The sequence below is a fragment of the Sorangium sp. So ce693 genome (genome assembly GCF_051521375.1).
GTDB lineage: Bacteria > Myxococcota_A > Polyangia > Polyangiales > Polyangiaceae > Sorangium > Sorangium atrum.
The window spans coordinates 9,009,419-9,023,743 of the sequence record NZ_CP150347.1 but is presented as its reverse complement, the minus strand read 5'-3'; the positions used below and the strand labels follow the sequence as shown (position 1 = coordinate 9,023,743).

The 14,325-nt window shown below is 68.1% G+C and carries 7 protein-coding genes; all 7 read right to left on the bottom strand.

Annotated elements, in window-relative coordinates; translation table 11 throughout:
• Positions 1-5: 5 nt before the first annotated feature.
• Entirely contained in the window at positions 6-1,115 is a 1,110-nt protein-coding gene (locus WMF14_RS33620; protein WP_437792901.1) for a pentapeptide repeat-containing protein, read from the bottom strand.
• Positions 1,102-3,765, bottom strand: a complete 2,664-nt coding sequence (locus tag WMF14_RS33615) for a DUF2169 family type VI secretion system accessory protein (RefSeq protein ID WP_437792900.1) — start codon at positions 3,763-3,765, stop codon at positions 1,102-1,104. Before WMF14_RS33615 ends, WMF14_RS33620 begins: the two co-directional genes overlap by 14 nt.
• 44 nt (positions 3,766-3,809) lie before the next feature.
• Positions 3,810-6,209 carry a type VI secretion system Vgr family protein gene (locus WMF14_RS33610; RefSeq protein ID WP_437792898.1) on the bottom strand — a complete coding sequence of 800 codons (2,400 nt, stop codon included), beginning with the start codon at positions 6,207-6,209 and terminating at the stop codon, positions 3,810-3,812.
• 149 nt (positions 6,210-6,358) lie between these two features.
• Positions 6,359-8,491: a DUF2169 domain-containing protein gene (locus tag WMF14_RS33605; protein WP_437792896.1), complete on the bottom strand. Its 2,133-nt coding sequence runs from the start codon at positions 8,489-8,491 to the stop codon at positions 6,359-6,361.
• Positions 8,492-9,055: 564 nt separating this feature from the next.
• Positions 9,056-9,319 carry a DUF3892 domain-containing protein gene (locus WMF14_RS33600; RefSeq protein ID WP_437792895.1) on the bottom strand — a complete coding sequence of 88 codons (264 nt, stop codon included), beginning with the start codon at positions 9,317-9,319 and terminating at the stop codon, positions 9,056-9,058.
• A gap of 300 nt (positions 9,320-9,619) precedes the next feature.
• Positions 9,620-10,612: a trypsin-like peptidase domain-containing protein gene (locus WMF14_RS33595; protein ID WP_437792894.1), complete on the bottom strand. Its 993-nt coding sequence runs from the start codon at positions 10,610-10,612 to the stop codon at positions 9,620-9,622.
• 63 nt (positions 10,613-10,675) lie between these two features.
• On the bottom strand, positions 10,676-14,296 hold the full coding sequence (locus WMF14_RS33590) for an AAA family ATPase (RefSeq protein ID WP_437792892.1): 3,621 nt from the start codon (positions 14,294-14,296) through the stop codon (positions 10,676-10,678).
• Positions 14,297-14,325 lie beyond the last annotated feature (29 nt).

The window sequence follows — 14,325 nt, the reverse complement described above, 5'->3', positions numbered from 1 at the left end:
CCTCGTCAACGCGTAGACGTCTCGACACCCATGGCCGGAGTCTCCGAGCTCCCCCGGCTGCTGCTCAACACCCGTGATTGCCACTGCTCGGCCTCGGCGAGATCCGCGTCGTCGCCGAGGGCGGCCGCCCGGTTGGACCACAGGGCCCCTTCGTCCTTGATCCGATGGAGGCGCGCTCGAAACAGGGTCGCCCTCGAGAAGTCGCCGGCCGAGACGTCGGCGTGGGAGAGGTCGGCGTACGTCAGGTTGGCGCCGCTCCAGCGCGCGCCCGCGCAAGCGGCCCGGGTCAGGATGCACATCTCCAGGTTGGCGCCGGCGAGGTTGGCCTCGATGAGGCGAGCGCCCACGAAGACAGACTCCTTGAGCACGGCGTCGGCGAGGCTCGCGCGGGTGAGGTTGGCATTCACGAAGAGCGCCCGGCCCGCGAGCGCGCCGTCGAGCTTGGCGCCGGAGAGGTTTGCGTCCTTGAAACCGCACTGCGTCAGCGTCGCGCCGGAGAAGTCGCAGCCGCTGAGATCGGCGCCCGTGAACTGCGTCATCGTGAACGTCATCCCGCGCAGGTCCTGGCCCGCGAGCTTCCCCTCCACGAGCACGACGAGCTCCAGGACGGCGCCGCCGAGGGTCGCGGTCGAGAGATCGGCGCGCACGAGCGCCGTCTGCTTCAGCACGGCGCCCGAGAGGTCGATCCGCTCGGTCCGCACGTCCAGGATGGCGGCGCGGTCCAGGTTGGCGCGCGCGAGCCGGGCGCCCGAAAGGCTCGTGTTGATCACGCTCGCGAGGGTCAGGTCCGCTCCGCTCAGGTCGATGCAGGAGAGATCGCCGCCGGTGAGCTGCGCTGCGATAAGGGAGGCGCCGTCCAGCTTCGCCCCCGTGAGATCACAGTCCACAATCGCCGCAAGGTGCAGGTTGGCGCCGGACAGGCGCGCGCCGCTGAAGCAGCAGCCGGTGGCGGTCGACTCCTTCAGCCGAACGCCAGAGAGGTCCGCGCCGGCAAAGCTCACCTTGTCGAATATCGCGCCTGAGAGGTCGGCGCCCGAGAGGTCGACGCCCGAGAGGTCGACGTCGGAGATGATCTCGCCGCCCTGGATCAGCTCGACCAGATCATTTCTGTCCATGGTTCTCCGGCGGCGCGACGAAGCGCACGTACTTCACATTGGCCCCCTTCAGGCTCGTCGCGGCGTTTCCGCGCATCTTCGCGGCGTCGACGCGGAACAGGTTGGCCCCCTCGAAGCTCGCGTCGTCGACCTTCGCCTTCTGCAGCACGGCCTCCATCAGATCGATGCCGGACAGCGAGGCGCCCGAGAGGTCTGCCCGCATGAGCATGGCGCCCACCGCGACGGCGCGATCCAGGCGAGCGCCCGTGAGGTCGCACTCGCTGAGATCGGAGCTCCGCAGGTTGGCCTCCGTGAAGTCGCTCCCTCGGAGGCAGGTGCCCCGAAGATTGGCCTGCTCGAGCGAAGCGCCGCGGAAGTCGGCGCCGGTGAACGACGAGCCTGCGATGAGGCGGATGTTGTCGAGCCTGGCGCCGCGAAAGACGGCGCCGTCGCCCTTGCCGGTGATGAACACCGACGCGCGGAGGTTCGCGCCGCGAAAGTCGACGCCCTCCACGTTGACCGCGATGAAGGTGCACTTCTCGAGGTCTGCGCCGGAGAGCTGGGCGCCGGAGAGGTCGGCGTTGATGAGGACGAGGTTGCGCGCGGTCACGCGGCTGAAATCGGCCCCGTCGAAGCTCGCCTCGGACAGGTCGGCGTCCGACAGGCGCGCGCCGGTCAGGTCGGCGCCCGACAGGTTGGCCTTGGCCAGCACGGAGCCGGTGAGGTCGAGCCCGCCGCGCATCTTCACGTCGCAAAGGTTCGCTCCGCCGAAGTTCGTGCCGGCGAGGTTCGCCCCGGTGAGATCCGCGCCGAGGAGATTGGCCTTTGCCAGGACCGCGCCGGCGAGGTTCGCGCCGCAAAGCCGGGTGCCCGTGAGGACCGCGGCCTCGAGCAGCGCGCCCTCGAGATCGATGCCCGACAGGTCGAGGTGCGAGAGATCGGCGCCCGTGAGATCGCGCCCCGCAAAGCTCTCCCCGGTCCGGTGCCCGGCAATCACCTCTTCCCGCACGCGAGCGGCCTCCTCGCCGCCCAGCCGGGAGGCCGCCGGGTAGTGGTGAGCGAGCTTCCGGTAGGCAGAGCGCATCTGCTCCTCGACCTCGAAGAGGCGCGCCGCAAGCTCCGGGTCACCGAGCTGCGCCTCGAGCTCCGGCCATTCGACTCCGCCGTTCCGCGCCATCTGGGCGACGTCCTCGAGCCGCTCGAGCTCCTTCTTGGCCGAGAACCGGGGCGGGCCGCCGGCTTCCTTCTGCCGTTCGCCCATCATCGCGTCATAATCAAATCCGTGCTTCGCGCACTCGGCGCGCGCCCTCTGCTCCTCGGCCGCGCGGCGCGCCTCCGCGTCCGCCTTGACCTTCTCGGCCTCGGTCATCGCCCGCTCGACGTACGCCGGCAGCTCGTCCAGGCTGGGCTCGATCACGTCGTCGTCCGGCGGAAGCGGGGCGACGAGCGGCTCCGGATCGAGGCCCTGCGCCCGGATCTTCGCCTTGATCTCCTCGATCTGCCGCTCCGCCTTCGCGCGGGCGCGCTTCTGCAAGAGCCCTTCCGATCGGAGCAGCCTCGTCATCTCGGCCTGAGGGTCGTCCGGCAGCGGCCCCGCGTCCGGCTGCGGAGGCGGCATCAGATCCGCGTCACGCAGGAGGAAGAGGTGCCCTTTCTCCTTGTCCAGCCGCTGGGCCATGACGGTCCGGTAATGCTCGACCGGCCTGGGCTCGCCCATCGCCTCGCAGCCCGCGACGATGTGGAGCACGTCGGCCGCGTCGTCTTCACGGATCTTGAGCACCCCGCGATAGACGAGGATCCCGCGCTCGTGGTGGGGGAAGAGCCGGACCGTGTCGAGGCGGGTCGCGATCTCCCGGAAGGACTCCCCCTCGCCGGTCTTCTGGTTGATGAAGCACCGCGTCGCCACCCCCGGCAGCGCCCCTTCGATCCGGGGCTTCGCGGGGTGCATGTTCTCGATGACGAACGCCTCGTCGCCCCGGAAATACCCCTCGATCTGTTGGTCCGGCGGCGTGGTGTTGAAGAAGCTCCAGTCGAGGTCCCTGGCGAGCTCGGGGAAGCGCTCCTTGAGCCACGCTTCATCGTACGTTCCGACCTTGGAGAAGCGCTGTGGCCAGGTCGGATCGTAACCTCCGAAGCCGGCGGGCGGGGGCCGGTCGCCGGGCGACCGGACGAGGCGGCGCGGATCCTCGATGTTGGGCAACGGATGGACCGAGCCGTTGTCGCCGCGCACCGGCGCGAAGCCTTTGCCGATCGGGTTCGGCGCGTAGCCCTCGCCGCCGAAGGCGTTCTGCCATGTGATCGGCATCTCGATGAACGGCTCCGGATCGGTCATCCCCAGGAGCCCGAAGCGGCGGTCTCCGACGATGTAAAGCGTCTTGTCGATCGCCCCGAGCTGGACCCGCACCGAGCACGCGGCGCGTGGCACGGCGCCCGCGGTGAAGCAGCGGCCGTTCACGAGCAGCTCTCCCCGGAGCTTCGGCATGCACTCGTCGAGGATGGCGTCGCTCCCGAGCTCCGTGCCGGCGAACCTCCAGAGGCTCTGCTCGTAGAGCAGGTGCCTCGGCGTCTCGAACGGGAAGAAGACGAGGAGCGTGACGACGAGGTACGGCTCGCCGTCGTTCTCGAACACCTTGGTGAGCAGCCCCAGCCGGTTCGGCTTGATGGTCTTCATGAGGTTCGCTGCAGGCTCCCGCGGTCTTCTGCTGGGCGCCGAGGCTAGTGGAACATGTGAATAAAGGATTGCCAGACGTGAGCCCCCGTCGAGGTCACCTTGGCGGCGGCAGTCCTGCTGAGCGTTATCCCTGAGGTGCCGATCTTGACGGCCGAGTTCTTCATGTCGAGCAAGGTAACGTCGGTCTTGCCTTTTGAATTCTTGTAGTTCCAGCCCAGGATGACCTCCGCCTTGAGCCCGGCGATGACATCCACCTTCAACCCCACGACCAGCTCCGTCCTTTGCGGGGCGACGACGTTCAGGGTGCCGAAGCCGTAGGTGAGGTTGATCAGGCCGCCGAAGGTGTTTTGAATCCTGACGCCCTGAATCTCGCGGTAGTCGGATTTGCCCTTCGCTCTGAAGTGCTCTGCCTGGATGACGTAGTCACCCGTCGCGATGTGCTCGACGTTGCCGCCCGGGATCTCGACCTTCCAGCCGTCGTTGAACTTCTGGTGCTGAGGGCCGGTGATCTCCTCGTACCGGCCGCCCGTCGTCACCTTCGTCTCGTGATGGCCCTCGTACCTCTCCGTGACCTTCCCGTGGACGGTCGTCTCCTCGGTGCCGTGCTCGGACTTGCGCAGGTTGGTGACCGTGGTGGTCTGCGTGTCCAGATATTTTTCCGTGACGGGCTTGGTGACCGTCTCGCTCTTCGTGTCCTTGTAAATCTCCGTGACGGCCTTCGTGACGGTCTCGGTCTTTATGTCCTTGTACTCGAGGGTGACGGCGCCGGTGACGGTCTCTTTCAGGTAACCGCCGACCTCGGTCTCCATCTGATCGTCGACGTTGTCTTTCCTCCAGGTGCCCGTCTGGATCTCGAGCGACTTGCCCGTCTTGATCAGGGCGGTGCCGTCCGTCCTGGAGATGAAATTGTGGTTATCGTTGGGCGCGCCCATGCGCAGCATCGTGTTCTCGGTCGGCGTGCTGACGGTGATGCGCTGCGAGCCCGCCTGGTCCTCGAGCTCGATGCGGTTCCTGCCCCCGGTCTGGATGACGTTCCTCGTCCTGTTGGCCGAGGTGACGGGGCTCGGCGTGAGCGCGTTGGGGGCGACGCCGGCGATGACGGGGCGGTCCGGATCCCCGCCGAGGAAGGTGCACATCACCTCGGTGCCCTTGCGCAGGGGGAAATGGAACCCCTCGGTGCCGCCGCCGTGCGGCTGGAGCATGCGCACCCAGGTCGAGGCCTTGCCGCCCCGGAGGTCGCTCTCATCGAAGCTCAGCTTGACCGCGTAGCGACCGTGCTGGTCGATCTGGGCGTACTCGCTGTCCGCCGGGCCGTCGACGAGCGCGTGCTCGGTCCCGTAGATACGAGGCCACGGCGTCCGCTGCGGCGCCCGGTACTGGACGGTCGAGGAGACGGCCTTGACCTCCATCCGGTACACATCGTCCCAGGTGAGCCCGATGATCTGCATCAGCTCGGGCGCCCAGCCCGTCTGGTTGCCCCAGTGCTCGACCTCGGTGGCCAGGTAAACCGCATTGAGCGCCGGCCTCGGATGCTCTTCGAGCTCGAACGTGTACCCGGGGCGCATGGTGAAGGCCGCCCCGGTGCCGTGGTAGACGACCTGGCCCGCGAGCAGCTCCTGCGCCTTCACGGCCGCGAGGCGGCTGCCCTCGGCCGGCGTGAAGAAGCGCGCGCCGTGGACGCTGATCTCGCCGAGCCCGTTCGCCGCGACGGGCGCCCTGCCGGAGATCTCGATCGCGGGATTGTTGTAATCATAATCGCTCATGCGGACCCTGGACGGCATCGACGTGTGCCGGCACGTGAAGGTCCAGAGCACCTCTCCCTTGGCCCTGTGCTCGCTGAACTGCGGGACATACCGGACCGCCTTCTGGCCGAGCGGGCCGTGGACGCCCTTGTCATCGGTGATGATGAGCGTCTCCCCGCCGTCCCCTTGCTCGAAGTAATAATAGAGCCCCTCGCGCTCCATCCACCGCGAGATGAAGTCGAAGTCGCTCTCGCGGTACTGGCACACGTGCTCCTGCGGCTTGTAGCTGCCGATCAGCCTGAGCTCGTACTCAGAGACCCCGGCGCCCGAGAGCACCGTCTTGATGATGTCGGGTACCGTCTGGTCGGTGAAGATCCGGCTATGCAGGGAGATGGTGAGCTTCCAGAGCTGCGGCACGAGCACGGCGCGGAAGACGGAGCGTTCGCCGAACGCGTGGATGAGCTCCATCGTCGCGAAGATGCCGTTCACGAGGAAGGGAGCCCCGCCGTCCGACGGGGAGAGGCGGAGTGTCGCCTTCGTACCCACAACGTCGGCGAGGTCGAGATCCTGGCCCACGTAGTTCGTCATCACGAGATAGATCTCGAAGACGTACGGTTTCGACAGCCCCTCTGTCCCTCGAAAGCCAATGACCCGCGTGGCGGCGGGGAGCGCGCTGGCGCTGACGGTGAACGCATCTTGCATGATTGTAACTCCCCGTTATCGGTGCGCGTTGGCTCCTGGCGCCGGAAGAACGTCGACTATAGAAGCGATTCCTGGAAAGCAAAGCGATGATTGCATGTCACGACGGCGCGTCGTCGTCGTGCGAACCGCACATCTGGTATCGCATCGCATCAGCCGGCCTGCGCCGCGGGGGCGTTGCTGTCAGCGGGTTGCCGCGGCGCTCCGCGCAGCGTAGCGATCTCGGCCTCAACGTGCGCTCTCAGGCGCGGATCGCCGGCGAGCCGCCTGGCCCAGAGCCGCTTCATTTGCGCCCATACTGTGCGTCGAATGGCGAGCGAGTCGAGCGCCGCGGCTGCACCGTCGCGCTCGGTCGCGACGACGAGTCGCGCGTAATCGGTCGGATGCAAGACGCCGCGGATGGACTCCCAGGCGGCGAGATAGGTTGCATCGAACCGATCGCGGAGCGGTCGCTCGCGGCGTCGGGTTTCCTCTGCCATCGCCTCTTGCCACCGCGTCTCGGCCTGCTCCCAGCGCTCATCGGAGAGGCCGTGCGCGCGGAGCACGTCGGCCCGGGGGACCGGCCGCTCCGCGAGCTCCGCCGCGACGATCGCGCACCGCTCGAGGCTGACCTCGTCGCCCTCGCCGAGCGGCGGGAGCGGCTCCGGGACCGCGTCGCCGTCGCGTCGGAGCTCGTGAAAAAAGCGAGATGCGGCCGGCTGCTCGGATGCGTCCGAGACGAGCCCCGGGACCGCGGTGGTGGTGGTGGTGGTGTCGAGGGGAGCCTCGAAGCACGCGGGCGCCGCCGCCGTCAGCGCGGAGGTCGCGGAGGTCGCGGGCTCCACGGACGCGGAAGACGCCCGCGGGGCGCGCTCGCCGGACCAGGGCGCGCCAGGGATCGGCGGCTCGGGCGCGACGCGCGGCGGGAGCGGCGGCGCGGAAGGAAACGGCGTCGCGGGCTGATCGGTGGCCCGCGCCTCGTCCTCGCGCGACAGGAGCGTCGTGCTGGTGAAGAGGGCAGGGATTTGGTCTGCGACTGGCCCAGGCTCGCCCTGCGACGCCGGCGCAGGGGCCGCGGGCCCGAAGGGGAGCGCCGGCGCGCGCATCGACGGCTCGTCCTGCTCCTGGGGGAGCGCGAGCGTTTGAAAGAGGGACGCGGCAGACAACGGAGGTGGAGGATCGACGAGCTCGACGTCCTCGGCGGAGAGGCTGATCGGGAGCTCCGGGGCGAGCCGCGCCTCGTCCGCGCCGTCGGGCGCGACCTCGATCCGTGCGGTCTCCTGGGAGCCCAGGCGGAGGGAAGGCGGATGCGCCAGCTGCACGCGCTCCTGCTCGTCGAGGCGCATGTCGGGCCAAGCGATCTCCTCGCCTTCGATCTCGACGCCGGCCACGATCCGCACGGCCGCGAGGGCGTCCTCGCCGGAGACGGGGAAGACCCGGCGCCACACGACCGTGCAGCGCTGCTCGACGCCGTCGATGCGAAGCGTGTCGGCGTTGAGCTCGAGCAACTCGCCGTCTGCCGCGGCGGAGGCCGCGGCGTCGAGCCCCCGGATCCGCGCCACCCCGCGCGCCCCGGGCAAGCGCATCTGGAGCCGTGGAGCCGCCGGATTCACGTGCTCGAGCACGATCCACTCATCGCCTTGCAGGAATGCGATCCGCTGGTCCGCGGGCGCCGCCTGGAAGTACGACCAGTCGAAGCCCGCGGGGATGTCGGCGTTCGGCATCTCGAGCGTCTTGCGAGGCGTGCTGCCGAGCAGCCGACGGCGCACCGGCGAGGTGCGCGCGAGCGGCGCGAAGCCAGCGGGGCGTGCGGGATCCTGGAGGTCGAGGATGCTGGTCGGGCCGTCCATCGGCTCGCCATCGAACGGATTCTCCCATCCGTTCGCGCCGCCAACCGCCCTCTCGTACACGAGGGGTATCTGCCGGAAAGGGCCCCTGTCGCGGACGAGGAGGCGCTTGTCGAGCACCCAGCCGCCCGCGCTGTAGACAGCGAGCCGCACCGGCAAGGACTGGACCTCGGTGCCGCGCGGCGCGTGCGCGTCTCCGGTGAAGACCACATCGGCGCGACCGAGGTAGGGCGCGAGATCCCCGCTCCAGCGGACGCTCCGCGCCGGGTTTTTGCCATGGTGGACCTCGGCGGTGAGGATCTCCTGCGGATCGGTCCGCCACATCACCGCATCGATCGCAAAGGCGAAGCTCGCCTTGGCGATGACGGTGATGTAGTGCCGGCCCTGCGTGCGCCAGGCGATCGCGGCGGCCGCGGCGCCTTTCAGCGGCGTCACGGCGCCGCGCGGGAGCGCGCTCATGATGGAGCTCCCCGACAACCGCACCCGGCCATGGCTCGCCTCGGCACCATGAATCGCCTCACATTTCAGTACGCTCTCAGTACGCTCTCTTGTGTGAAGAGCGCGCGGCAATTTCGCGATCTGTGTGTGACTGCAGCACCGGCGTGCGGCACGTCTCAGCGTCGGCGGGTCGAGGAGGAGCAGCATTCCTGCACGCCTGGGCTCGGGCGTTCCAGCGTTCGAGCGTCGCGCGGGCCGGACCGCTCGACGGGCCCGCCGTCGGCCGCGCGCTGCCGGAGCGTCGCGAGGTGTCGCCGCAGCACGGTCAGCGGGATCATCGTGTCGTGCGTCGTGTTCGCGAGGAAGTGGGCGAGGGCGGTATGGCGGCTACAGTCAAGGTGAATCGTCGCGGCGCTGTGGATGTTCAGGCGGGCGCTGTTCGTCAACCGCATGGCTGACGAACAGCGCCATGCACTGAACCGACTGCCTCAAGCACCGAACAGGTTGAATTACCGAGAGACGCTATAGGATCAACCGAAGTAGCTTCTCGAAGAGGTGTTCATCACCTTATTCTGGTCCTGATGCTCAGCAGTCCGGGAGGTCGGCCAGGTTGTTTCGCGTCGTGGCGTCTCGGTCCGTCCGTAGGTACCTGCCGGTGGGGCCGTTGACGACCCGGACCTCGGTCCGGCGCCCGTCCGGCCAGGAAACGACGTACGTGTGAGTTCTCGAATCAATGTCGCGGATGACGTCGCTCTTCGAGCGCGGTGACCACGTTTCCCCGTGATTGCACAGCCTGGTGATGTCGCCGTTGGCGTCCTTACCCGTCCTCGTAACCTGTCGCTCTGCCATGTAGATCTCTCCTTGCTTTTAATCAGTTTTGAGATTGTAAAGATCGACGTTTGTGTTCTGCGGATCGGCTCTGTTGGTGGCTGTTTCTGTATTGGCGTTGTGCTCTATTGGTTCCGATTTGAGTGGTTGGTTTATTGCCTGTGACTCGCGTGCGATTCTGGTCCTTTAGGCCCCGAGAGAAGGGCGGGTTGATTCGCCGTCTTGTGCCTCCGAGAGGTGTGGTGTTTGCGGGTTTCGTTGAGTGTCTTCCTCTTGGGCGACACCCTCTGCCATCGAACAATAGATGATGAGCTCCGTATCTCAACGGCACTTGCGGAGCACATCCACCGCCCGATCGACATGGATCCCTTCGTTGCGGAAAAAGCGGTCCTTGGTTCCTGGCTCGAGGAGCCATCCGCCGCTGTGATGCAGCGCGACGAGTTCCCAGTGCTTGTTGAAGACCGGCGAACCAGATGAACCGGGCAGCGTGTCGGTCAGGTACTGCACGCGGCCCTCGCCCACGTAAACAACCAGGTTATGGAAGAACGAGAGCTGCTTCTGATCGCCGCCGGGGTGCTGGATGATGTTGACCCGTTCGCCGAGTTCGACCCGGGATGGCTGGAGCGCGATCGTCCCCCAGCGCGCGGAGGGCCCGCCCGCGACCTTGACGATCGTGCAGTCGTCGTCGCTGGAGGTAACGAAGAAGGCGTCGGGGTCGAAGCGCAACTCCTCCGGTTCCGCGTCGCGGCCCTCGACCGTCTTCTGGTAGTTGAACTGGGCGGTTGCGGCGGCCGCGGCATCTCGGTCACCGAGGACGTGGTGATTGGTGACCAGCAGGTCACCGGGGATGAGAAAGCCCGTTCCGAGCGAGCCGTCGGAGACCTGGATGCGCGCGACCGCCTGAGCGCGGCGAATGCCGATTTCGAGGTAGCTCACGGGGACGAGCGAGCTCTGCGTGCCGAGGATCTTCTCGAGCGGCGGACCGCCGCTGCCCCGCCACGGGAGCGAGGTAATGCTCGGCCCTTCGGCGTAGCGTACCGCGGCGCCATCGCGCAAGCGCCTGAGGATCTCGTCCTCGGGATACTCTTCGATGGCGCGGTCGAGCACCGCGTAGACCCACCGCGCGCCCCGCTTCTGCGCCTCGTCGAGGACGCTGTGCCAGGTGAGGTCCGCTCGGTTGTGGAACGCGATGCGGGTTGCGTCGAGCTTGATGTCAAAGAGGAATCGGCGCACCTCGGCGTCGGACGGGTACTTCCACGAAAGAGCCTCTCGTAAGGTGCGTATCCCTTCGCGGGAAAGAGCCTGGTTCATCATCTCCTCGTTCTCCGGTTGAGCACGCCGGCGTCGTCGCCGCGCGCAGGCCGCGACGTGCGTCTCTCAGAGCTTCTGTGCAAGCTCTAAGAGGTTGTCGTTGTCGCGGTATTCTCCCAGCGCGCAATGCACAATATCCGCGAGGCAATGCTGTTTTCTGGCCTCCTCGAGGATGGCGTCCCAGATGTCGATGATGCTCCCGGAGATCCTGACCAACAGCAGGCTGATCCCCGCCTCCCTGGCGACGCGCCGCGCGGCTAGATCGGTGTCGTAGAGCACAGCAAGCGTGTCTCGAAGGCGGAATGTGTCGCTATCGGACAGCGTGGGTCGCCGCCTCGCGCTCCTCTTCGCGCGGGGGTCGACAGCGGCCAAGCCGTCGACGATCATCCAGAGGTTGCCTTCCTCGTCTCCGGCGCAGAGCAACCCGGAGCACGCTGCGACGCACCGGAACCACGAGGTTCCGACCAGGGTTCCCAGAGGCCGCCCCGTCTCCAGGCTGAAGGCCCGCACCGTCTCGTCCTCTGATGCCGTGAACACGCGCGCGCCGTCGGGCGAGACGGCGCAGCCGAACACGCGCCGGGTGTGAGCGGGGATCTGGCGGACACAGCGAAAGCTCGGTATCTCGCGCACCTCGATCTGGCCGTCGGCGCGGGCGAGCACCGCGCGCCCACCGTCCGGCGTTATCGCTGCGGCGAGGAGCCCGCCCGTGAGGCGGATCGACGAGGGGGCACGTGTGGCGTCGGTGAGGTGCCAGAGCTTCACCGCGCCGTCTCGAGAGAACGACATCAGGCGCTTCCCGTCTGGGGTCAGCGCGATGCCGCTGAGCTGCCCGTCGTGCCCGCCGAGCTGCGAGGGCTCGTCGAGCGCCGCCTCGGAGCGGATCCAGAGCGTGCCGTCTCGTGAGGCGGTGATCATCCGTCCGTCGGGCAGGAACGCGCAGCCAACCACCAGCTTCTGGTGCGCTTTGGCGGTCTCCACGCGGACCTCGGCGCGCTCGAGATCCAGGTGGAATAGCAGAAGGGTGCCGTCCCGCGCGCCGGCGAGCACGCGGCGCGCATCGGGAGATATCGCGCAGGCAGTCACCAGGTCGGCGTGCCCCGTCAGCGTGGCGCGGCACTCGCCGGTCGCGGTGTCCCAGAACTTGAGCTGCCGGTCCTCCGATGCTGAGACCGCGAACCGGCCATCAAGGGTCACCGCGGCCGCGGTGACCGGCGCGGCGTGCCCGTCCTGGGCCATGAGGCTCTCCGGACCTCCGAGCTCCCACAGCCTGGCCGAGCGGTCGTGCGACGCGGAGAGCATCCGGCGGCCGTCCGACGTCGCGGCGCACGCGGACACCGCGTTCGCGTGCGCCGCGAGGCGCAGGATACGGCGCTCGGCGGCGAGATTCCAGACGGCGATCGCTCCGTCTGCCATCCCGCAGAGCAGGTGGCCACCCCACGGGAGGATCGCGAGCGCGTCCACGCGGCCCTGTCCCGCGCCGACGCGCTGGAGGCATTGGCCGAGGGCGAGATCCCAGCGTGAGAGCGTGCCGTCCCCGCTCGCGGCGAGCACCTGCTCGCCGCCCGGCATCAGGGCGAGCGCCGTGATCCAACCCTCCTCCAAGGCTACCGGCGAGGGCGAGCGCGCCTCACCCGCCGGCGAGAGCTCGTACAGGCACTCTCGGGACGCGAGGTCCCAGACGCGCACCGAGGCGTCCCGCGAGCCGGAGATAAGCTGACCCGCAGGGGTCGTGATACACACCGTCACGTAATCGCGGTGACCCTCCAGCGTGCCGACGATCTGGAGCGAGCTTCTATCCCAGAGCGTGAGGGTCCCGTTGTCCGAGCCAATCACGAGCGTCTGGCCGTCGTGATTGATCGCGCAGGCGGTGGCCCAGCGACCACCGTTGTCGAGCACGCCGATGCAGTGGCCTGTCGCGAGGTCCCAGAGCCGTGCCGTCATGTCGACGGACGTCGACAGCGCGAGCTTGCCGTCCGGCGTGAGCGCGCAGCCCGTGAGCTCGTCGCTATGTCCTTGCATCGTCGCGAGCACCTCGCCGGAGACGAGCGCCCAGTAGCGCAGCACGCGATCGGCCGAGGCCGACAGGGCGCAGCGGCCGTCGGGGCTCACGACGCACGCGACGATCGCCTTCGTCGGCTCGCAGAACGTGCGCAGCGGCGTCGGTCCGAGGCGCACGCCGTGCAAAAGGCGCAGCGGGGGCAGGTTCCTCTCGAAGTGGAGCATGCGCGCGATCTCCTCGGAGGGCCATCCGGCGCAACGCAGGCGGTTGTAGAGCAGCGAGGGGAGCAGCCCCTGAGCGCGGTAGGCGGACAGCCGGGTCGCCTCCGCGCGCACGGCCGCGAGCACGGCGGTGAGATCGAAGGTCGCGCTGCCTTCCGAGGCGCCGATGACCGCCTCCAGATCCCGCTCGATGGCGGTGACGTCGAGCTCGCGGCACTTCGCGTCCAGATAGCCGACGTCGACGCACAAACGCTGCGCGCCGTCCACGTCGCCCGCCTCGATTCGGTGCATCACCGCATGCCGGAGGGCATAGCGCCGTCCGGCCGGGTCCCCCTCGTCGGGCGGCCACGCCGCGAGCCCTCTGAGCAGGTGCAGGTGATGACTACGGATCACCCGCTCTCCGAGCTCGTTGACGAAGATCTCGCGTACGTGCTCGTGGCGCAGCCGATAGCCGAACTGGCTGTCATCGTGCCAGTGCGCCTGCTCCTTGCGCAGCAGGTGGAACGTGGCACGCAGGAACTCGTCACCAGCAGCGGTCGTCGGATCGCTGCCGAGCAGCTCGCCGAAGACGTGCGGTGGGAGCGCCTCGCGCGCGGCGCAGGCGAGGCCGAGGCCCTTGAGGATCAGCCTGCGTCGCGCGTCGTCCAGATCGCGGAGCTCGTCGAAGATCTGGCGGAGAAAGGGGACGAGCCCCTGTGAGATGCGCGCAGCCGTGCGTTGCGCAGGCGGCTGACCGGCGAGCCAGTCGCATATCCCGCTGGCATACAGCATGTTTCCTCGCGCGCTGCGCACGATCACGTCGATGAGCGAGGCGTCCAACGGCGCGGGGAGCGAGCGCGAGCGCTGCTCGCAGATGGCTCGGCATGCCGCCTCATTGGACGGCGCCCATTCCTCGTCGTCGAGGTCGAGCGTACGTGCGTTCTCGACGACGCCGGGCCAGTCGTGCCTTCGGTACATCGGCCGCGAGGCGCCGAGGAGCACGACGCCCTTCGGCGGCACGCGCGGCAAGAAGCGCGGCAAGACGCTCTTGCCGTTTCGGTCCTTCGCCGCCTCGTCGAGCCCGTCGATGACGACGACGAGCTTGCCTGCGCGAGGCACGAGATGGCGCTTCGAGACGCGCCGCAAGAGCTCCCCGAACCGGGTCTCCACGGGTTGCTCGGCATCCGCCAGCTCCGGGAGGATCCGCTCGATCTGCGCGCAGAGATTGTGCACCACCGCGTCGGGGCGATCCCAGTCATCGTGGTCACGCCGGATGAAATGGTGCGGTGTGTGGGGGGGAAATACGTCCAGCAGGCGATTGATGATGGCGCTCTTGCCGGCGCCGGCGCTCCCCAGGAAGAGCACCCACCCGCCACGGGGCGCGCTGTCCTCAATCAGCCAGAGGAGCCTCTCGACCACATTGTTGCGCCCGAGCAGCTCGCCATGCCTGGATCGTTCTTCTTCGAAATCGTTGATCGCGCCGCTCACTGTGTCACTCCTCGCGCCGATGTACACCG

Bases quoted from the DNA above. Each gene is read 5' to 3' on its own strand.
- WMF14_RS33605 (WP_437792896.1), bottom strand. From the start codon at position 8,491: ATGAGCGCGCTCCCGCGCGGCGCCGTGACGCCGCTGAAAGGCGCCGCG.
- WMF14_RS33610 (WP_437792898.1), bottom strand. From the start codon at position 6,209: ATGCAAGATGCGTTCACCGTCAGCGCCAGCGCGCTCCCCGCCGCCACG.
- WMF14_RS33615 (WP_437792900.1), bottom strand. From the start codon at position 3,765: ATGAAGACCATCAAGCCGAACCGGCTGGGGCTGCTCACCAAGGTGTTC.
- WMF14_RS33595 (WP_437792894.1), bottom strand. From the start codon at position 10,612: ATGATGAACCAGGCTCTTTCCCGCGAAGGGATACGCACCTTACGAGAG.
- WMF14_RS33620 (WP_437792901.1), bottom strand. From the start codon at position 1,115: ATGGACAGAAATGATCTGGTCGAGCTGATCCAGGGCGGCGAGATCATC.
- WMF14_RS33600 (WP_437792895.1), bottom strand. From the start codon at position 9,319: ATGGCAGAGCGACAGGTTACGAGGACGGGTAAGGACGCCAACGGCGAC.